20 protein-coding genes are annotated in these 19772 nt (G+C 37.3%); 15 read left to right on the top strand and 5 right to left on the bottom strand.

The annotated features are described in order from the left end of the window. Positions 1-362 precede the first annotated feature (362 nt). Positions 363-1037 (bottom strand): NAD(P)H-dependent oxidoreductase, encoded by a 675-nt coding sequence (locus AAC388_RS09505; RefSeq protein ID WP_322976646.1) that lies wholly within the window; start codon positions 1035-1037, stop codon positions 363-365. A 118-nt stretch (positions 1038-1155) separates the two neighbouring features. On the opposite strand from AAC388_RS09505, the gene AAC388_RS09500 reads away from it, so the two are divergent. The 3 genes from AAC388_RS09500 (at position 1156) to AAC388_RS09490 (ending at position 2885) form a co-directional block, all read left to right on the top strand. Then, complete coding sequence (locus AAC388_RS09500; protein ID WP_202744139.1) at positions 1156-2007, top strand: LysR family transcriptional regulator; 852 nt, start codon at positions 1156-1158, stop codon at positions 2005-2007. A gap of 97 nt (positions 2008-2104) precedes the next feature. Beyond that, positions 2105-2371: a hypothetical protein gene (locus AAC388_RS09495; RefSeq protein WP_014206661.1), complete on the top strand. Its 267-nt coding sequence runs from the start codon at positions 2105-2107 to the stop codon at positions 2369-2371. A 178-nt stretch (positions 2372-2549) separates the two neighbouring features. Next, complete coding sequence (locus AAC388_RS09490; RefSeq protein WP_068527158.1) at positions 2550-2885, top strand: hypothetical protein; 336 nt, start codon at positions 2550-2552, stop codon at positions 2883-2885. Positions 2886-2957: 72 nt separating this feature from the next. Here the strand turns inward: AAC388_RS09490 and AAC388_RS09485 are convergent, their stop codons facing one another. Next, a complete protein-coding gene (locus AAC388_RS09485) occupies positions 2958-3122 on the bottom strand; it encodes a hypothetical protein (RefSeq protein ID WP_002113596.1) in 165 nt (54 codons plus the stop codon). A gap of 508 nt (positions 3123-3630) precedes the next feature. Between AAC388_RS09485 and AAC388_RS09480 the strand changes: the two genes are divergently transcribed. The 8 genes from AAC388_RS09480 (at position 3631) to AAC388_RS09445 (ending at position 10991) form a co-directional block, all read left to right on the top strand. Next, on the top strand, positions 3631-3891 hold the full coding sequence (locus AAC388_RS09480; RefSeq protein ID WP_002113722.1) for a YcgL domain-containing protein: 261 nt from the start codon (positions 3631-3633) through the stop codon (positions 3889-3891). Next, complete coding sequence (locus tag AAC388_RS09475) at positions 3884-4270, top strand: hypothetical protein (RefSeq protein WP_025469819.1); 387 nt, start codon at positions 3884-3886, stop codon at positions 4268-4270. The genes AAC388_RS09480 and AAC388_RS09475 overlap by 8 nt, the downstream gene beginning before the upstream one ends. A gap of 29 nt (positions 4271-4299) precedes the next feature. Continuing rightward, positions 4300-5151 (top strand): MoxR family ATPase, encoded by an 852-nt coding sequence (locus AAC388_RS09470; RefSeq protein WP_002113662.1) that lies wholly within the window; start codon positions 4300-4302, stop codon positions 5149-5151. 15 nt (positions 5152-5166) lie between these two features. After that, complete coding sequence (locus tag AAC388_RS09465) at positions 5167-6354, top strand: VWA domain-containing protein (protein ID WP_002113937.1); 1188 nt, start codon at positions 5167-5169, stop codon at positions 6352-6354. A 36-nt stretch (positions 6355-6390) separates the two neighbouring features. After that, positions 6391-7596 carry a tryptophan synthase subunit beta gene (gene trpB, locus AAC388_RS09460; RefSeq protein ID WP_342370505.1) on the top strand — a complete coding sequence of 402 codons (1206 nt, stop codon included), beginning with the start codon at positions 6391-6393 and terminating at the stop codon, positions 7594-7596. A 236-nt stretch (positions 7597-7832) separates the two neighbouring features. Next, the gene (gene prmB, locus AAC388_RS09455; protein ID WP_002113580.1) at positions 7833-8840 is read left to right on the top strand and encodes a 50S ribosomal protein L3 N(5)-glutamine methyltransferase; all 1008 of its coding nucleotides are present in this window, start codon (positions 7833-7835) and stop codon (positions 8838-8840) included. Positions 8841-8852: 12 nt separating this feature from the next. After that, positions 8853-9944, top strand: coding sequence for a chorismate synthase (gene aroC / locus AAC388_RS09450; RefSeq protein WP_342370504.1), 1092 nt, complete (start codon positions 8853-8855; stop codon positions 9942-9944). A 330-nt stretch (positions 9945-10274) separates the two neighbouring features. Continuing rightward, a complete protein-coding gene (locus AAC388_RS09445) occupies positions 10275-10991 on the top strand; it encodes a hypothetical protein (protein WP_017401713.1) in 717 nt (238 codons plus the stop codon). Positions 10992-11235: 244 nt separating this feature from the next. On the opposite strand, the gene AAC388_RS09440 is transcribed toward AAC388_RS09445, so the two are convergent. Further along, positions 11236-12465 (bottom strand): GGDEF domain-containing protein, encoded by a 1230-nt coding sequence (locus AAC388_RS09440; RefSeq protein WP_017386898.1) that lies wholly within the window; start codon positions 12463-12465, stop codon positions 11236-11238. A 320-nt stretch (positions 12466-12785) separates the two neighbouring features. Between AAC388_RS09440 and AAC388_RS09435 the strand changes: the two genes are divergently transcribed. After that, positions 12786-13538, top strand: a complete 753-nt coding sequence (locus tag AAC388_RS09435) for an iron-containing redox enzyme family protein (protein ID WP_002113940.1) — start codon at positions 12786-12788, stop codon at positions 13536-13538. Between the two features lie 48 nt (positions 13539-13586). On the opposite strand, the gene AAC388_RS09430 is transcribed toward AAC388_RS09435, so the two are convergent. Then, on the bottom strand, positions 13587-14726 hold the full coding sequence (locus AAC388_RS09430) for a hypothetical protein (RefSeq protein ID WP_005069347.1): 1140 nt from the start codon (positions 14724-14726) through the stop codon (positions 13587-13589). A gap of 156 nt (positions 14727-14882) precedes the next feature. Continuing rightward, positions 14883-15869 carry a lipoyl synthase gene (lipA, locus tag AAC388_RS09425; protein ID WP_057085914.1) on the bottom strand — a complete coding sequence of 329 codons (987 nt, stop codon included), beginning with the start codon at positions 15867-15869 and terminating at the stop codon, positions 14883-14885. 362 nt (positions 15870-16231) lie between these two features. On the opposite strand from lipA, the gene AAC388_RS09420 reads away from it, so the two are divergent. Genes AAC388_RS09420 through AAC388_RS09410 form a run of 3 tightly spaced genes read left to right on the top strand, consistent with a single transcriptional unit; the run spans position 16232 to position 19764 of the window. Next, positions 16232-17194 (top strand): thiamine pyrophosphate-dependent dehydrogenase E1 component subunit alpha, encoded by a 963-nt coding sequence (locus AAC388_RS09420; protein ID WP_001177517.1) that lies wholly within the window; start codon positions 16232-16234, stop codon positions 17192-17194. Between the two features lie 13 nt (positions 17195-17207). Continuing rightward, positions 17208-18227, top strand: a complete 1020-nt coding sequence (locus tag AAC388_RS09415) for an alpha-ketoacid dehydrogenase subunit beta (protein ID WP_057084849.1) — start codon at positions 17208-17210, stop codon at positions 18225-18227. Position 18228: 1 nt separating this feature from the next. Next, a complete protein-coding gene (locus tag AAC388_RS09410) occupies positions 18229-19764 on the top strand; it encodes a 2-oxo acid dehydrogenase subunit E2 (RefSeq protein WP_057084851.1) in 1536 nt (511 codons plus the stop codon). The last annotated feature ends 8 nt before the right edge of the window (positions 19765-19772 follow it).

Genomic DNA, 19772 nt, shown 5'->3' with positions numbered 1-19772 from the left:
TGAGCTAATTATAATATCTAAGTATACAAAAAATAGATTTTCTGTAGTTTATCTAAATAATTATTTAACCTGATAAAATTCATAAAATAATGTAATAAAGTAAATATAATTTGAAATTTCAATAATGAATTAAATTAACTTATATAATGAGAAAAATTCAATTGATTAAACATACAGGTCTGTATATTCTTGGATTTAAGAAAAACAACTTCAATTTATATAATATATAACTATAAGTTTGTTTCGGTGCAGAAATGAAAAGCCTACCCAATTGGGTAGGCTTTTTTATTTTTAATGATATGGCTTAGTTAAAGTAACTTAATTTTATGAAATTTAAAAATGAGTATTAAAATCTACAGATATTATCTAAATGAATCAGCAAGTTTAGAAACAACTTCTTCAGCTTTTTGAAAAGCATTTTCTAATGACTCTATATGCCTATGATCTCTAAACTCTTGATACTCAGAAGTAATTTCATAAATTTTTTCTACGCCTAAATATTTGCTCAGTGTACGAATGTGGGGTACAAGATGACTCATATCATGCCGAATCCCATCTTTCTCAAACCCAAATTCACCGCTGGAAGTGATAATAATTAAAATTTTTCCAGCTAAAAGAGGTTGTAAGGGAAAGTCTCCACGAGCTAGGTCAAAATCAAAGGTTTTATTGATACGAATAATTTGATCAAACCATGCTTTCAGTTGAGCAGGCATGCCGTAATTGTACATAGGTGAAGAAATTACAAGAATATCTGAGCGTGAAACTTCTGCTATTAATTGATCTGATATAGATAAAACATCACGTTGAGCTTCGGTCCTTTTATTGTCAGGTGTGAATACAGCATCAATCCAGTTTTGATTAATAAAGGGTGGTGGATTCATTCCTACGTCACGATAAATATATTCATGTATAGGCAGTTGTTGTTTCCATGAGTCGATCAACCGACTGGCAATATTTTTTGAAATAGAATTATGGTTTGGATTAGCGTTAATTGCAGCTCTGACACTAGCATCTATATGTAATATTTTACTCATCATTAATTCCAAAAAGGTTAGGATTTAATTTATTTTGAGTTTTAAAACATAAGTAGACAAACGAGAAAATTACATTTATAGATGATTTTAATTCATTCATAAATGTAAATGGGGAGGAAGCATGCAAGTTTCTTTGCAAGCACTTAAAGCATTTGAATCAGCCGCTCGATTGGGTAGTTTTAAGTTGGCTGCTGAAGAACTTTCGCTTACACCGACTGCAATTTCACATCATGTTGCGAATCTAGAAAGCAGATTAAATGTTGATTTATTTCATCGACAGGTAAGGAAAATAACGCTTACAACGACAGGGGAAAGACTTGCTGGAGCAATTTCTGAAGGATTTCGTAAAATTGAAGATGCACTAGATGAAATAACAGTAAATGGAAACATAGTAAGAGTCGCTAGTACGTCTTCACTAGCTGCAATGCTGCTAATTCCTTCAATAAATGAATTTTATCAATTGTACCCCGATATCTCTGTTGAGTTTTCTACAGGTGAAACTTTAGATAATCACTTGTATACATTACCTATTCGATATGGCGACGTATCTTTGGCCCAGTCTCAAGATATTGTTAAATATGAGTCTTTTAATGTATTTGGTTCATCCAAACTTGATCTGCTTAAATGTTCTAGTGAACCAATAACTTTATTTACGACAGAATGGAAAAATAAGGCATTACCAAGCCCACCACTAGAGGCTTGGCTTGAGGAAAATGAATGGAACCAAGATAGGGTGACGATTAAGAAATTTGATCAGGAAATTTTTGGGATACACGAGGCTTTATCTGCCAATGGTTTAGTATTTTGCTCTACTACACTTACCCAAAGGTTTGTTAAGACGAATCTTTTACAGGAGTTTAAAACTAAAGCCGTTCAATCAAAGCTATGTTACTACATTCCAAATAAGGACGATTTTAAAAATAGAAATGCCAGAAAATTTATTGAATGGGTAGAAAGTTTATTCAATCAATAAACTTATATCTCTGATTGGTTTTAACTACACAACACTAAAACTTATATAGCGTTTTTATGATATAAAATTAGATAAATTAATAATTAGAGAGATAAATATGCTTAACAACTTTAATGCTGAACAAGCTCGTCAAAACGCTAAAAACTTTAAAATAAATCAAGACGTCATATTGGAAAAAATTTTAACTGGTACTGAGTCTGAATCTAAGGAGGGGAAACGAAAAGCAACTTTCTGGTTTCCTGTTGATGCTATAAGCCCTGATCATCTTACACTGGTTGAAGAGGAGCTTAGAAGCAGAGGTTTTAATGTCTCAACTGATATTGAGCACTCCGGTACCACGATCACAATTGAAATAAGCTTCTAATGAATGATAATTTTAACTAAACCACTCTTAAAAAGGAGTGGTTTTTTATTGCATGATTTATTGTGAGTTAAAAGAAATTAAATATAAATTTATTTACAATTAAATTTATATTAATCAGGATATTATTTGACAGGTTCTATCTTGTTCTGTAGCTTTACTTTTTAAGTGGAATATGGATATGAACTTCCAAACAATACTTTTATCTTTCAAAAATCAATCTACTGGTACAGATGCATTTAAAGACTTAAAAAATGCATGTGAGCAGTCTCTTAAAGAATCTCAAGATACAAAAGAAAAAGCAGCAGTTTACCTAATCTACGGTTTTGCACGCAGTTATGTAATCTTATATGAAGATGAAGCTGTAACGACCGAATTCGCCCATACTTCTAAAACCCAACTCATTGCTTATATGGAAAGTCTTAATAAAGCTTTATTAAGTCAAGATGATAGCGCTATTTTGAGTGCGTTAAATCAAGTAAGCGATGACTATATAAAAAGCTCTCGCGTCTTCTAGAAAAAAATTAACACGTCTTTAAACAAAAAATACTTCTTTAGTTTGGGCTAAAGAAGTATTTATTTTTATAAATTAATGGGACTTTTTCTTACCGCCACCATCTTGTTTGTTGACGGTAGACCATGCAATTCGTTCGGCTTCTTCTTGAGAATGGCCTCTATCTACCTCACTCTCAACAATATGTTTGGCCTGACGTTTTTGCTTTGCTGTATAAGCAGTTTTATCACCACGAGGCATAATTTCGTCCTCCATATCTATGAACAAGATACTTATTATTGAATCATATCTCGCTATTAAACGAGTTAAGTAACATCTGGTGATGTGTAGTGAAGTAGTTAAAACTTTTACTCAAATGTGTATTCTTAAATAAGTGAAAAAGAAATTTATTATTTTGATAGCTTAAGTATAAATCTTGCAAGAACACTATTATCAAATCTTTGATGATGAATACTTTTTTAAAATCCAAGAACTGCTTTTATTTTAATAAAATAGATTTTGTGTTTTGGTATTTAAAATCAAAAACTTATATTGTTTTTATGAAATCTAACTCCTGTTTGGAACAAAGTTATTATCGACCTTAATCAATGTTGTAGGTTAATATTTCTCAAGAATTAAAAAAACGACTGATGCGTAAACAAACCTGCGTGTGTGTGTCGTTTTTTTTCATGTATGCTGTCCTTAGTTCAAGAGTTGATTTGAAATGCACTGTGATATTTATAGATCGAGCAAAAAAGATGAAATGTACATGTATATTGCTCGTCCAAACTATCCTGACAATACGGAACAAGCTGATCCGTTTGAAAATGTTCCTGAAGCTGTTTTACAAGCGTTTGGTCGTGCAACGTTTGTCATGCATTTAGAGTTGGCTCCAACACGTAAATTGGCGCGTGTTAATGTTTTACATGTTTTAGACTCATTACAAACAAAAGGTTTCTTTATTCAGATGCCGCCAGAAGGGTTAATTAACCCGAATGCAGTTGAACCAGAGGGCTTACGTGGTGCGTGAAGATCAAACTGGAATAATGAATCAGTTATTCTCTTTTTTGGATGTTATTCCTGAAGGTGTTATTGCTTTAACAGCTTATGGAATAGGCGCTATTATTGCTTTGTGGTGTTGGTGGCGATTAATGCGCCGTCTTCCTACCACTTTTGGTGCAATTAGCTGGTTGATTGTATTTGCTATTTTAGTTACACCAACAGTGTCTGAAGGACCGAATGCATCTGTAGCACCTGCTATTTTTGGACTTCTTTTTGGTATTTTAACTAAAGATAGTCCGTTAATTTGGTCAAATTTATCTTTAATTCTGTTTGTAGTTGGTCTAGGTTTGGTAATTGGATATTGTTGGTCAAAATATTCAACAAACAAAAGCATGCGTTCCATCTAACCATTGAAATAGAAAAATAAGGTCTTTACATGTCTGCTGATACCCAACATTTTACCGGTACAGATCAATATATCGCGACTGATAGTCTTAAGCTTGCTGTAAAAGCAGCTCGTGCTTTGCAAAAGCCTTTACTGATTAAGGGTGAACCGGGCACGGGTAAAACTTTACTTGCTGAACAAGTAGCACAAAGTTTAGGTTTAAAACTGATTACTTGGCATATCAAATCTACAACTAAAGCACAGCAAGGGTTGTATGAATATGATGCGGTTTCTCGTTTAAGAGATAGCCAGTTAGGTGATGACCGAGTTTACGATATTAAGAACTATATTAAACCCGGTAAATTGTGGGAAGCTTTCACCAGTGAAGAGCGTTGCGTATTATTAATTGATGAAATTGATAAGGCCGATATCGAGTTTCCAAATGACTTGTTGCATGAACTCGATAAAATGTCTTTTTATGTTTATGAAACGAATGAAACAATTACGGCAACGCAACGCCCAATTGTAATTATTACTTCAAATAATGAAAAAGAATTACCAGATGCATTCTTGCGTCGTTGCTTCTTCCACTATATTGAGTTTCCAGATGAAGCCACAATGCGAGAAATCATTGCGGTTCATTTCCCAAATATCTCTGCAACACTAGTAAACGAAGCTTTACAGGTTTTCTTTAAACTACGTGAAATTCCTAATTTGAAGAAACCACCATCAACCTCTGAGTTAATTGATTGGTTAAGCTTGCTCATGGCAGATGATATGCCTGAAGATGTATTACGTAATCGAGATACCTCTAAAGCTATTCCACCTTTATATGGTGCTCTCATCAAAAACGAGCAAGATGTACAACTTCTCGAACGCTTGGCTTTCATGTCTCGACGTTAAGGGAGGGAGTAACCCATGTTTGTGCGGTTATTTTACACCTTACGTAAATATGGTGTTCCAGTTACCACTCGTGAACTCATTGATCTAAACCGTGCGGTGAGTGAAGGTTTGGTTTTTGCCGACCAAGAGGAGTTCTATCAGCTTGCTAAAACTATTTTAGTTAAAGATGAGCGATTTTTTGATAAGTTTGATCGTGCCATGAAAGATTACTTTGATGGCATTGAAACTTTTGATATCGATGAGTTGCTTAAGCAAGTTCATAAATTACCAAAAGACTGGTTCGATTTAGAACTTCTCGAAAAGCATTTAACACCAGAGCAAAGAGCTGAACTTCAAAAAGCAGGTTCTTTAGAAGAACTGATGAAAATGCTAGAAGAGCGTTTACGCGAACAGCATAAGAAACACCAAGGTGGTAACCGAATGGTGGGTACTGGTGGTACTTCACCTTTTGGGGCTTTTGGTGACCATCCAGAAGGCGTCAGAATTGGTGGGCCGGGGCGTAAACGTTCGGCGGTTAAAGTCTGGGAACAGCGGAAATACCAAAATCTAGATGATGACCAAGTTCTTGGAACTCGTCAGATGCAAATTGCGTTACGACGTTTACGCAAATTTGCTCGCCAAGGCGCAGCTGAAGAGTTAGACGTTGATGGAACTATTCGAGAAACAGCCAAACAAGGTATCTTGGATGTTCAAATGGTGCCAGAGCGTCGTAATCGAATAAAAGTACTCATGTTGTTTGATGTGGGTGGTTCGATGGATGCGCACATTGCCCAGTGTGAAAAACTCTTTAGTGCTGCTAAAAGTGAGTTTAAGACACTCGAATACTTTTATTTTCATAACTGTCTCTATGACTATGTTTGGAAAGATAACTACCGAAGAACAGCAACCCGCATGAATACGTGGGATTTGTTCCATACTTACGGACGCGACTATCGTGTAATTGTCGTAGGTGATGCCAGTATGGCACCGTATGAGCTGAAATCGGTAGGTGGCTCGGTTGAATATATGAATGATGAAACAGGTGAGGTTTGGTTACGTCGCCTACGTCAACATTTTGATAAAACAGCATGGTTAAACCCTGAAACTGAAGGGTATTGGCATTACACTCAAACCATTGGTTGGATTAAAGAGATTTTTGAAAACCATATGTATCCAATGACCTTAAAAGGCATTGAGGACTTAACACGCTACCTTTCTCGATAAACTTGATAACTTTAATAATTTAAAAAGAGGGATGATATGCAACATCAAATTAATGGTATTGCTTTGCCAAATGAACAGGGATTTTTTGGTGAATATGGAGGCCAATTTATTCCTCCGCATTTAAAAGAAGCAATGGATGAAATTAATGTTGCTTATGAGGAAATTCGCCATACACCAGAATTTCAAAATGAACTATCAGACCTCTTTACAAATTATGTAGGTCGTCCAAGTCCTTTATTTCACGCAAAACGTCTTTCTGAGCAGTTAGGCGGTGCACAAATTTATTTAAAACGTGAAGACTTAAATCACACGGGTGCCCATAAAATTAATCACTGTTTAGGTGAGGCTCTTCTTGCCAAATATATGGGCAAAAAGAAAGTTATTGCTGAAACAGGTGCGGGACAGCATGGCGTTGCTTTAGCCACGGCTTGTGCTTTAGTTGGTATTCCATGTGAAATTCATATGGGACAAGTCGATATTGAAAAAGAACACCCTAATGTGGTCAAAATGAAAATTTTGGGTGCTCATTTAGTTTCAGTAACACGTGGTACAGCAACCTTAAAAGATGCAGTTGATAGCGCTTTTGAAGAATATTTAAAAGACCCTAAAAACTTTATTTATGCAATTGGTTCTGTGGTTGGACCACATCCATTTCCAAAAATGGTTCGAGATTTTCAATCGATTATTGGTAATGAAATTAAAGAGCAGACGCAACAACGATTTGGAAAAAATCCGGATTATGTTGTGGCATGTGTGGGTGGCGGTTCAAATGCAATCGGTGCCTTTACAGCATTTTTAAATGATCCAGATGTGAAACTTGTAGGGGTTGAACCGGCTGGGCATGGTTTAGATACTCAAATGCATTCGGCTACCCTAACATTAGGTAAACCAGGCCAAATTCATGGTATGGCGTGCTACGTACTTGAAAATGAAGCTGGTGAACCGTTACCCGTGCATTCTATTGCTTCAGGATTGGACTATCCTGGTGTTGGGCCACAGCATAGTTTCTTAAAAGATTTAGGCCGTGTGGAATATAGCACTGCAACTGATCAAGAATGTTTGGATGCTTTTATGAGCTTATCTCGTGTAGAAGGAATTGTTCCTGCGCTTGAAAGCTCACACGCTGTCGCATGGGCAATACGAGAAGCACCAAAGCTGTCGAAAGGAACCATGATTGTGGTTAATCTTTCTGGTCGTGGAGACAAAGATTCGGATTATGTGGCAGAAAAACTTAAGCTTTAAACCAACTAAACACAAAAAGCGGTCAATATTTAAAGATCGCTTTTTTATTTCATAGACGAAATTTATCCTTTGTTAAAAGTTCATTATTTCTTAATTAAAACAAAGTATTCTGATTTTAAGCTGTGATTGTTAGAGATAGGTGTGTAAAACACTGCTTCACAAGGCAAAGCGTTGCGTTGCTTTGTCTCACTCAGTAGAATAGTCACTTTGCAAAATTTGCCTTTGGAGACGCCTAAGTGGAGCGACCGACGATTAGCCCTGAACATTTACAGGAAGCTGCTGAAAATTTATCTACAATTCGAGATTTTATTCGCTTTGGGGTATCAGCATTACGTCAACATGATGCACATTTAGGACAAGGTACTGAAGATTATTTTGCAGAAAGCTCTGCATTAGTTTTACAAACCTTATCTCTTGAATGGTCAGCAGACTCAGAGATTTTAGACGCTAAGCTTTTGCCAAGTGAAAAAGCAGAATTCTTAAGTTTGTTAGAACGTCGTATTAATGACCGTATACCGACTTCTTATTTATTAAATTTAGCTTACTTCTTTAATAAGCCATTTTATGTGGATGAGCGTGTACTTATTCCGCGTTCACCAATTGCAGAATTAATTGAACAACGTTTTGCACCATATTGCTTAGATGAAAATGGTCAAATGCGTGAAGCACTTAACAACCTGCCAGAAAATGCAAAACCTAAAACTCCACAGCGTATTTTAGATATGTGTACAGGTTCTGGTTGTATTGCTGTAGCTTTGGCTTATGCTTACCCAGATGCGGAAGTGGATGCAACAGACATCTCTAAAGAAGCCTTAGAAGTAGCATCGATTAATGTTGAACACCACAATAAGCAATATCAAGTTGCGTTACTTGAATCTGATTTATTTGCCAAGATTCCAGCTGAAAACCAGTATGATTTAATTGTAAGTAACCCTCCATATGTTGATGCTGAAGACATGGCTGACTTACCGGAAGAGTTTTTACACGAACCTGAGCTTGCATTGGCAGCAGGCCAAGACGGTTTAGACCTAGTGCGTAAAATGCTTGCTCAAGCGGCAGATTATTTAACTGAAGATGGTTTAATTGTCATTGAAGTGGGTAACTCTGAATGGGCTATGCGCCAAAACTTCAATACTATTGATTTCAACTGGCTTACTTTCCAAAAAGGTGGTTCTGGCATTTTTGCTTTAACCGCAGAACAATGTCGTCGTTATAGAAAATTATTTGAACAGCAACAAGCATAAGGAGTTGTACATATGGCAGGGAACAGTATTGGACAACTCTTTCGTGTAACGACATGTGGCGAGTCTCATGGCGTTGGCTTAATGGCAATTGTTGATGGTGTGCCACCTGGTCTTGAGTTAACCGAAGAAGATCTACAAAAAGATCTGGACCGACGCAAGCCGGGTACATCAAAATTTGCGACCCAGCGCAAAGAGCCTGATCAAGTTGAAATTATTTCTGGTGTGTTTGAGGGTAAAACTACTGGTACGCCAATTGGTTTACTCATTCGTAATACTGACCAAAAATCGAAAGATTATGGAAATATTGCGCAAACTTTTAGACCGGGTCATGCGGACTACACCTATACACAAAAGTATGGTTTCCGTGACTACCGTGGTGGCGGTCGTTCGAGTGCACGTGAAACTGCTATGCGTGTTGCAGCGGGTGCTATTGCTAAAAAATATTTAGCAGAAAAATTTGGTGTCTTGATTCGTGGTCATGTCACTCAAATTGGTAATGAAGTTGCTGAAAAACTGGATTGGAATGAAGTTCCAAATAATCCATTTTTCTGTGGTGATGTAGATGCTGTTCCTCGTTTTGAAGCATTGGTTACGTCTTTGCGTGAACAAGGTACAAGCTGCGGGGCTAAGCTAGAAATTTTAGCTGAAAAAGTTCCTGTAGGCTGGGGTGAACCTGTTTTTGACCGTCTAGATGCTGACATTGCTCATGCCATGATGAGCATTAATGCGGTTAAAGGTGTTGAAATCGGGGATGGTTTCGCAGTTGCTGGGCAGTTTGGTCATGAAACACGTGATGAGTTGACGAGTAATGGCTTCTTAGCGAACCATGCAGGTGGTATTTTAGGCGGTATTTCGAGTGGTCAGACGATTCGAGTTGCCATTGCATTAAAACCTACTGCAAGTATTACAACACCAGGTAAAACGATTAATTTAAGCCGTGAAGATACTGATGTGTTAACTAAAGGTCGTCATGACCCATGTGTAGGTGTACGAGCAACTCCAATTGCAGAAGCAATGTTGGCTATTGTCCTAATGGATCACTTCCTACGCCATCGTGCACAAAATGCAGATGTTGTTCCACCGTTTGAACCAATTGAACCATAGTCATAATTTTGACTATAGTAAATTAAGCCCCCATATTTAACTTAAACTTGGGGGCTTTAATTTTTTTATCATATTCGGCTCTATTAAATTTTAAATTATTTCCTTGTCTTATAATCTCTATATAAATATAATACCCGCGATTTATTTCTGAATATATTTATCTGCTTAAGTAAGAAATTAAAGTCTTATTAATTTTATACTTACTCAAGATATTTATATCTTAAAACTAATTTTATTCAAATTAGTTTTATATAAGTTTATTACATATTTAAATTTTATTACTTTAAACAAATAATTTTCAAAGTCATCATTGAAATTGGGGAAATATCAATGAATCAATGTACATATAGAATTGGCTGTATGTCAAAGGATAAACTATTGCCTAAAAACTTAGAGGCAATGATAAAAGTTATTCATGACTTATCTTTATCCTCTCAGCTATCTGAAAACTGGATATATAGTGATGATAATCCAGATATATATATTATTGATTTAGACAGTGGCTATACAAATATTCTTATTCCTAAAAAAATTAAAATTGTATTAAGTAATAACCCTGAGCTTTTAAAAGGTTATCAATATGGATTAAAGAGGCCCTTAAGGTATCAGGAGCTTTTAAAAATTTTATTAGAAATTGAAAATAATGAATATTTTAAAAAATCTTATCGAGAACGAATAGAAAATATAACTGCTACAGATCCGTTTGAGACAAAAATTCTATACAAACTTGTTTGTTATCCAAACTTTAAAAATATTCATGCAGAGCAGATTGTTAATGTCACTAGAGTTTGTGCTTTATTATCTATTGAATCAAAGACAGTCCAAGAAATTAAAAAATTCTTGAACTTATCTGTAGATGAAATACAAAAAATTATAGAGATTATTAAAAAAGAGGCTTATCCGAACTATGAAACGATACATGAGAATATTGTCTCGATATTGCCGTTTTCAAATGAAGTTGTTCAGACAACACCTCCAAGGATGGAGCAAAACTTATTGCTCTATTTTATAAATAAACTTTGGAAGAAGTTAAAAGGAGAATTCTGATGAACTGGAATTTTTTAGCTTAGAGTAGGTATGTATTAATCTTAATTAAACCATTCTTAATTTAATATTAAGAACTAAACAACAATATTTAGTACATATTAAATCTAGATTACATTTTAGCTTTACCACGGATGGAAAAGCTAAATAGAGAATTCTTTCATTATTTTAATTCAAAAGATTAATATCAAAAAACAAATAATGTAATCACTAGCCAAAAGTTATCCTCAATTGTTATTTGCCATTATTAAGTTAAATCTACAATTTGTTCTTCATTTACAGCAATCTTATATTGATTACGTCCATTGGTTTTTGCTTTATATAATGCATGATCAGCTCGTGCCACAAAAGCAGAAATAGAATCGTTTAGACGTGGAATTGTGGTTGCGACTCCTACACTAATAGTGACATGTGGTGAAACATCACTACATGGGTGTTTAATCGCAATTTTATTAATCGCATTCATTAAACGTTCTACTTGTATCAAAGCTTGCTGAGAATTTGTCATCGGGAATAGTAGTAAGAACTCTTCACCACCATAACGAGCAACTAAATCACCACTACGAGCAGCAATAGAAGAAATAGCAATTGCGATTTCTTTTAAACATTCATCACCTTTGAGATGTCCTAACGTGTCATTGTATGCTTTAAAATAATCGATATCGACCATCATAATAGTGAGTGGGGTTTCATGTCGTAATGCACGGCGCCATTCATTATCCAAGGTTTCATCTAGATAACGTCGATTGGCTAAACCAGTAAGTGCATCTTGCTGAGAAAGTAAGGATAACTGCTGCGCTTGTTGCATGAGCTCAATGCGGTTCAGCTCAATCATACAGTTTTGTAAATAGTTTTCTCGATGTTGACGGTCCGTTGCATAGGCGAGGGTCATTCCCAAAAAACTACTAAAAGTGTAAGTTCGGTTTAAGAACGTCCAGTCGATCACACCATTTAAGTAGTTGCTTACTAAAATTCCAACCAGCCCCCCCATCCATCCAGCAAATATGGCGGTATAAAAGCGCATACCAACAGCACCATAAATAATAACGATTGCATACATCATCGCAGCATGAAAAAGAACATTATCTTGTCCATTCTCAATAACGTTAATTAAAATAAAAGTAATTGCTACCGCTAAAGCCGAGCCAACTCCTACATAATAATCAAAATACTGATTTAATTTTTTAATAAATGATAAAATCCAAGCGATAAGAACAATTACACCAACCCAAGAATAATAGCTAAACCAGGATAAAACTTGTTCACTTGGTAAAACTTGATATATACCAAAGCTTAAAAATATATATAATATTAAAATAATAGGCGCTCTGTAGCGGAACTCATAGGCAGCACCATTTTGGTATTGAAAACGATAAATCGTTTCAAGCTGCTTTGGAAACCATACAAAGTTTAATCCTCGTGTGGTTAATAAATCTATTTGTTCCTGTCCCAATATATTGGAACCCTGCAACTTCATAATTAATGCTCTCTATATTGGAAGTTGTCATAAAATGAGACTTATTTTAAGTAAAGTTCCATCTAAAAATATTGATTATATAATGTGTGGTTTATTCAAAATAATAATACAGATTTTTTAAAAAAGTAATGATTTTTATCTATGTTAAATGTGATAAAAATCACGACATTTCAATGATTAGCCTAATAATTATCTAAAGTTCCCCAATCCATCGAAAAAAGTTACAAATGGTCGATTAACGATTGTATCTTTATCATTTTCGGATAGACTTATAGCGTGAAATACAGATGATTGCTGTCATATAAATAGGAAAATTAGCAATGACTGCTCTAAATCAATATGGAATGAATTTAGAAATTACGCCGCATAATGGATGGTCACAACGGTTCTGGGACGACCTGTTACCAGCTAAAGAACGGGTGAGTAAACATCCGTTTTTTACGGAAATGGCCAATGGGGGATTGAGCCTAGATAGTTTCCGTTATGCTTTACTTAATTTCTATCCATTAGTCGCCCATTTCCCGTCATATATGGCTGGAGCATTGGGGAAAGCGACTGGATTTTCTGAACCGGGAGTTACTGAAGCGCGAGATTGGTTAATTCAAAATATTAAGGTAGAAGAGCGACACTTAAAATGGTATCGCGATTGGGCTGGAGGTTTTGGCTTAACAGTTGAAGAACTTGATCATGTACGACCACCAGCTGCTATGAATGCTGTAAACCATTTTCTATGGAATATGAGTCATCGAGGCAATTTGGCAGAATGTCTGGCTGCAACAAATTTGGCGATTGAATGGGCAACTGGAGATTGGTCTATTCAGGTGTATAAAGGTATTCATACCTATACTAATCATCCTGAAGTCACGATTGATAAACGTTCTTTAGCTTGGTTGCGCGCTCATGCACATTACGATGATCTTCATCCATATGAAGCTATGGAGTTGATTAAGCGCTTATGTAATGACCGTCCTGACTGGCAGCAAAAAGCATTTCATGCTGCTGAAGAAGGGCTGCGATATTATGAATTAGCTTTGGACGACTGCTATAGGGTACAACTTCAAGCCTCTGCTTGATCTAGCCTTAAAAAGGGAGAATATCGTGTGGATATTCTCCCTTTTATTTTATTCGAGCAACTTTAAGAGTTTAGTTCGATAAGGTGTTTCTTCGGGTAATAATTCAAGTAAACGTTCAACAGCATCTACACGGTCTGGTACACGACTGACTACTCGCAATAATTGATCAATATCTTCAATTTGATAAATCACATGACTCAAACGAGCATCAAAACAATCTCTCCATGCGCATAAAAAAGGACTTTCTGATTTAGCTAAGAAACTCCCTCTATAGAGTGTAAGCGTAGTTGATGTAAAACCAAGGTTTAAGGCTTGTTCGGCCATTAAAAAATCACATTGAATTTCGCAGTTAAGTCTATATGGTCGCGACTCGATAACGTCAGGTATTAAGTTTCTGAGTTGAGAAAGTTCTGCTTTTAAAGTGGTAGTACTTACAGGCCGATCACCATATAAAGCATAATGAAGTTCTTCAAGATTAATCCCTTCGGGACAAAGGGTTAGAATGCACAGAATCTCAATTTGACGTTGAGTCAATGTAAGGCTGTGTTGGTTATATTGAACTTTAGGAGTGCCGAAGGCTTTAATATATAAGATATTTTTCTGATGAAGCTGAATTGCTTGTTTAACAATGTCAGCACAACGCTCTACTGCTAAAACTCCAAGTGAATTATGTTTTTGATATTTGGTCGATAAATTCATAATTCCATAAAACTGACCTGTATTCGCATCGGTAATCGGTGCTGCATAACAGACCCAGTCTCTGACACTATTCATTTGGTTTTCATGTGAGTAAACACAGCTTGCAGAATGTGTATTTAATGCTAAACCAATGGCATTTTGACCTACTGCCTGAGTAGACCACTGGCCACCTTCGACAAAGTGTACTTGCTCTGCCGATGAGCGCATAGGGTGACTACTCCATGTCCAAAGTAGAGTACCATGAGGATCAGTCACACCAATGGCCATATCGGCATCTTCGGCAATATGCATTAAGTTGCGATGGCACTCGTGAATCGAACGACCAAATAATGAATGTTCCCATTCCTCACCCAGATCAAACAAAGGCGCTGCCTCAAGGTCAAGTGATGGTTTTTTCCCTAATTGTTTAGAATGAGATGAGGATTCCGGCCGAAATAAGGACGGGGTAGTATCTATTAAAGGCGATGATAATTGTTCTGACATATCCATATCGAAATTCCTTTATCATTGAAATGGCGTATCCGTAGCCGCTCAATAGTTATAACTTTCTTATTGTGACTATTTCCTAGTTATCTCCTTACCTTAAATAATTTCATAAGGCTTGACCATTATCCTATTGGATAAGTTTTGTTAATTGCCTAATCATTAAGATAAGACATCTTGTCGGCTAAAAGGCTTTGGCACTTCTTCTCCGAAATATTGTCGATCAGCAAAATAGCTAGAACGAACCATAGGTCCACTCCAAATATTTTTAAAACCTAATCGCTTACCGTGTCGGGTATATCGTTCAAATTCTTGTAAATTTACAAACCGATGAATAGGCGCATGTGATTTTGAAGGCTGAAGATATTGACCAATCGTGACAAGATCGACTTGATAGTCTTTTAAATCGTTGAGTAGGGCAAGCACTTCAGCCTCTATTTCTCCTAATCCAACCATCAGGCCAGACTTGGTTTTGATATCGGGACAATATGCTTTAAAGCGTTTAAGTAACTCAAGCGAATGTTGATAATCTGAACCGGGGCGCATCGCTTTATATAAACGAGGAACGGTCTCAATATTATGATTAAACACATCTGGAGGCGATAAGCTCAAAGTTGAAAGCGCTGTCTCTAAACGACCGCGAAAATCTGGTACTAAAATCTCAATCAATGTTTCTGGACAACGTTTTCTAATTTCTTCAATACACTTTACAAAATGTGCAGCGCCGCCATCATGTAGATCATCGCGGTCTACAGAGGTAATCACGACATACTTTAAGTTTAGATTTGCGACTGTTTCTGCCAGATGCTTAGGTTCATCTTCATCTAGCGGTTTTGGACGACCATGAGCGACATCACAAAATGGGCAGCGACGAGTACAAATATCGCCCATAATCATAAATGTTGCCGTACCTCCACCAAAACATTCCGGTAAATTTGGACACGCCGCTTCTTCGCAAACACTGTGTAACTTCTGTTGGCGTAGCAAATTTTTTATGCGTTTAATTTCTTCAAAATCGGTTATTTTTGCTCTAATCCAGTCAGGTTTAGTCGGTAACTCTTCTGTAGGTAAAATTTTAATTGGAATGCGAGCAACTTTATCCGCTCCTCTTAATTTAATACCAGTTTCTATTTGCCTTTTTAAGTCCATATATGGAATTCCATTTTATATTAAATAATATTTAACTAGACTCTATATAATAAAAATCCTTATAATTTAAATAAAGGATATGGAGTTTATTAATGAGCATAGTACACAACTAATATTATAAATTAATAAAGGTTGGTTAAAGGTTTGTTTCGCAAACCAATGAAATGTATTAAAATTTTTTAATTTTATTTTTGCTATGCAAGTTTTTGAAAAATAAAAAATAATAGCAATAAAAACCATTTAAAACTTTTTAGTCTAATAGCATATTAAATTAAATTGAGCTTTATTATTTATAGCGAAATATATAACTCTCGCTGAAACTTGGTTGATTTTTAATAATCAAGATAATAAAGGAAAAGGATATGCAATTAACGGAAGAGCAATTACTCGCAGCATATAAACGCATGCGCGATATTCGTGAATTTGAGGATCGACTTCACGAAGAAAATACCAATGGTGATATTCCTGGCTTTATTCACTTATACAGTGGTGAAGAAGCTGTAGCAGTCGGGATTTGCGAAAATTTAACCGACAAAGACTATATCACTTCAACACACCGTGGACATGGACACTGTATTGCAAAAGGTTGTGACATTCACGCCATGATGCTGGAAATTTTCGGTAAAGATGACGGGCTATGCCGTGGAAAAGGCGGTTCTATGCATATTGCCGATTTAGATAAAGGTATGCTCGGTGCCAACGGGATTGTGGGTGGTGGACCTCCTTTAGCAATTGGTGCGGCGTTGACAGCGAAAACCTTAAAGACTGGTGGGGTCGGACTGTCTTTTACAGGTGACGGTGGCTCAAACCAAGGCCTTACTTTTGAAGCGATGAATATGGCTGTTGTACTTAAACTTCCAGTCATTTTCGTTTTCGAAAATAACGGCTTTGGTGAAGGAACAGGGCATGATTACGCAGTAGGAAGCAAAGACATTGCTGGTCGTGCCGCAGGTTTTGGTTTACCTGCAGTTAAAGTTGATGGGACCGATTTCTTTGCCGTCTATGAAGCCGCTCAAACTGCCATTGAACGTGCACGCCGTGGTGAAGGGCCAAGTGTCATTGAAACCATTACAAACCGTTTTTATGGCCACTTCGAAGGTGACCCTGGTTTGATTCGTTCTAAGGAAGAAGTCGAGTTCATTAAAGAAAATAAAGATCCTTTGAAAATTTTCCGAGAAAAAGTCAAAGGCAAAATTGATGAAGCCAAACTAGACGAGATTGATGCAGCATCTAAGGCAAATGTTGATGATGCCGTTGCTAAAGCTCGTGCTGCGGCATACCCAAAACCAGAACAACTCCTTACCGACGTCTATGTCTCTTACTAAAGGAATAGTAAAGATGCCAAATAAAAGTTTTCGTAATGCAATTAAAGAAGCCATTGAATCAGAAATGCGCCGTGATCCAACCGTATTTGTTGTTGGTGAAGATGTTCGCGGTGGACATGGTGGTAAAAATACCGAAGAGAACGAGCTTGAAGGCTTCGGTGGGGTACTTGGTGTAACCAAAGGTTTATGGACGGAGTTTGGTTCAGAACGTGTGATTGATACACCAATTACCGAGTCTGCAATTATCGGTATGGCCGCCGGTGCGGCTGCAACAGGTTTACGTCCTGTTGCTGATTTAATGTTTATGGATTTCTATGGCGTGTGTCATGACATGCTTTATAACCAAGCCGCTAAATTCCGTTATATGTTTGGCGGAAAAGCAAAAGCGCCAATGGTTGTACGTGGCATGATTGGCGCAGGTTTTTCTGCGGCAGCTCAGCATTCTCAGTCACCATATAACGTATTTGCCGCGGTTCCGGGCTTAAAAGTTGTGGTTCCATCTAGCCCATATGATGTGAAAGGGCTATTAATTCAGGCCATTCGTGATGACGACCCTGTGGTGTTCTGTGAGCATAAAATGCTCTATGACATTAAAGGCGAAGTTCCAGATGATGCCTATACCATTCCTTTTGGGGTAGCAAATTACACCCGTGAAGGGACAGACGTGACCATTATTGCTTTAGGCTTGATGGTACATCGTGCTAATGAAGTGGCAGACAAATTGGCAAAAGATGGTATTTCGGTTGAAGTGGTCGACCCTCGCACAATTTCACCTCTGGATGAGGAAGGAATTTTAGAGTCTGTTGCATCGACTGGGCGTGTAGTTATTGTGGATGAATCAGCGGCACGCTGTGGCTTTGGTCATGATGTTTCTGCACTGATCGCCCAAAAAGGTTTCCACTATTTAAAAGCACCTGTTGAACTCGTAACGCCACCACATACGCCTGTTCCATTCTCTCCGGTTTTAGAAAAAGAATGGATTCCAAGTGTAGAGCGTATTGAGCAAGCTGTGCGAAAAACATTGGAGGCTTAGGATGAGCGAAATTAAAACGCTGGAGATCCCGAAATGGGGATTATCCATGGAAGAAGGCACGATCGCCCAATGGTTGATTAAAGAGGGTGATAGCTTTAATAAAGGCGATGAAATTTGTGAAATTGAAACCACAAAAATCGTCAATGTATTAGAAGCACCTTTTGCAGGAACGCTCCGTAAAATTTTAGCAAAAGATGGTGATACTTTACCTGTTGGTGGCCTTATTGCCGTATGTGCTGATAGTGAAATTTCTGATGCAGAAATTGAAAAGTTTATTGCCTCACTAGGTGGGTCAGCAGCTAAAGCCCCGGAAGCGCCTTTGGAGCAAAGTAAGGCGGAAACATCTGCACCTGTTGCTGAAAAAGCAGAACAGCCACAGACTTCAACAGCTAGCGCTCCAGTTTCTGTAAAGGTAGCGAAAGGTGACTACGCTGTACCAGAGTCATTACAAGGTTATCAAACATCTAATGAGTTGTTTGCAACACCGCATGCCTTGAAGCTTGCAGAAAAGCACAATGTAAACTTGGCAAAAGTCACAGGTTCTGGTCGTGAAGGCCGCATTAGTGTTCAAGACATCCAGAAAGCTGTACAAGCTGCTGGTGGTCAATGGCCTGATATTAAACAGCAAACTCAAGCTAAAGTGATTAAATCTACGGCCGATGATAGCCAAGTTTTAGCGACACCTGTAGCACGTCGTTTAGCAAAACAATGGGGCATTAACCTAAATGACTGTCGTGTTTCAGGTACTCGTGGCCGTGTCTGTAAAGAAGATGTTGAGGCAGTTTACTATCGTAATAACCCAACGTCGGTAAATGATCAACCTTTGCAATGTGCAGCTCAACCACAATCGACCGTTACGATGGTGGCGATGAATGGGATGCGTAAAGCGATTGCTTCACGGTTACAGGCTGCAAAACGTAATGCACCGCATTTCCGCTTAGTGGTCGATCTCAACGTAGAGGCTTTGCAAAAACTACGTAAGCAGATTAATGAGACTGTTCCTCAAGTCAAACTTTCAATTAATGACATGCTAATTAAAGCAGCTGCCGCCGCACTGATTAAAGTACCTGAGGTGAATGTTCAATTTGATGAGGCGACTCAATCAATTTTACAGTTCTCTCAAGCGGATATTTCGGTAGCTGTAGCGATTCCAAACGGTTTAATTACACCCATTGTAAAAGCTGCGAATCAGAAGTCTTTAGCACAAATTTCCGATGACATGCGTGATTTAGCAACCCGTGCTAAGACGGGCAAGTTACAACCTGACGAGTTTCAGGGCGGCAGCTTTAGCATTTCAAATTTAGGAATGTTAGGCATTAAACAGTTCGATGCCATTATCAACCCACCGCAAGGTGCAATTATGGCATTAGGTGCTTCTGAATCACGTGCTGTTGTTGAAAATGGCAATGTAGTGGTTCGTGAGATTGTCACAGCGACGTTGTCTTGCGATCACCGTGTGATTGACGGTGCAGTTGGGGCGAAATTCTTGGCCAGCTTTAAGCAGTTTGTTGAAAACCCTGCTTTAATTTTGGTGTAGGAGAACCC

The sequence above is a fragment of the Acinetobacter sp. D009 genome (assembly GCF_038562025.1).
GTDB lineage: Bacteria > Pseudomonadota > Gammaproteobacteria > Pseudomonadales > Moraxellaceae > Acinetobacter > Acinetobacter pittii.
This window is presented reverse-complemented; position numbering and strand designations above follow the sequence as displayed.

Coding starts and splice junctions, on each gene's coding strand:
- AAC388_RS09435 (WP_002113940.1), top strand. CDS start 12,786: ATGACTGCTCTAAATCAATATGGAATGAATTTAGAAATTACGCCGCAT.
- AAC388_RS09505 (WP_322976646.1), bottom strand. CDS start 1,037: ATGATGAGTAAAATATTACATATAGATGCTAGTGTCAGAGCTGCAATT.
- AAC388_RS09490 (WP_068527158.1), top strand. CDS start 2,550: ATGAACTTCCAAACAATACTTTTATCTTTCAAAAATCAATCTACTGGT.
- AAC388_RS09440 (WP_017386898.1), bottom strand. CDS start 12,465: ATGAAGTTGCAGGGTTCCAATATATTGGGACAGGAACAAATAGATTTA.
- AAC388_RS09445 (WP_017401713.1), top strand. CDS start 10,275: ATGAATCAATGTACATATAGAATTGGCTGTATGTCAAAGGATAAACTA.
- AAC388_RS09410 (WP_057084851.1), top strand. CDS start 18,229: ATGAGCGAAATTAAAACGCTGGAGATCCCGAAATGGGGATTATCCATG.
- AAC388_RS09420 (WP_001177517.1), top strand. CDS start 16,232: ATGCAATTAACGGAAGAGCAATTACTCGCAGCATATAAACGCATGCGC.
- AAC388_RS09500 (WP_202744139.1), top strand. CDS start 1,156: ATGCAAGTTTCTTTGCAAGCACTTAAAGCATTTGAATCAGCCGCTCGA.
- trpB (WP_342370505.1), top strand. CDS start 6,391: ATGCAACATCAAATTAATGGTATTGCTTTGCCAAATGAACAGGGATTT.
- AAC388_RS09465 (WP_002113937.1), top strand. CDS start 5,167: ATGTTTGTGCGGTTATTTTACACCTTACGTAAATATGGTGTTCCAGTT.
- AAC388_RS09430 (WP_005069347.1), bottom strand. CDS start 14,726: ATGGATATGTCAGAACAATTATCATCGCCTTTAATAGATACTACCCCG.
- AAC388_RS09470 (WP_002113662.1), top strand. CDS start 4,300: ATGTCTGCTGATACCCAACATTTTACCGGTACAGATCAATATATCGCG.
- AAC388_RS09495 (WP_014206661.1), top strand. CDS start 2,105: ATGCTTAACAACTTTAATGCTGAACAAGCTCGTCAAAACGCTAAAAAC.
- lipA (WP_057085914.1), bottom strand. CDS start 15,869: ATGGACTTAAAAAGGCAAATAGAAACTGGTATTAAATTAAGAGGAGCG.
- AAC388_RS09480 (WP_002113722.1), top strand. CDS start 3,631: ATGTATATTGCTCGTCCAAACTATCCTGACAATACGGAACAAGCTGAT.
- AAC388_RS09485 (WP_002113596.1), bottom strand. CDS start 3,122: ATGCCTCGTGGTGATAAAACTGCTTATACAGCAAAGCAAAAACGTCAG.
- aroC (WP_342370504.1), top strand. CDS start 8,853: ATGGCAGGGAACAGTATTGGACAACTCTTTCGTGTAACGACATGTGGC.
- AAC388_RS09415 (WP_057084849.1), top strand. CDS start 17,208: ATGCCAAATAAAAGTTTTCGTAATGCAATTAAAGAAGCCATTGAATCA.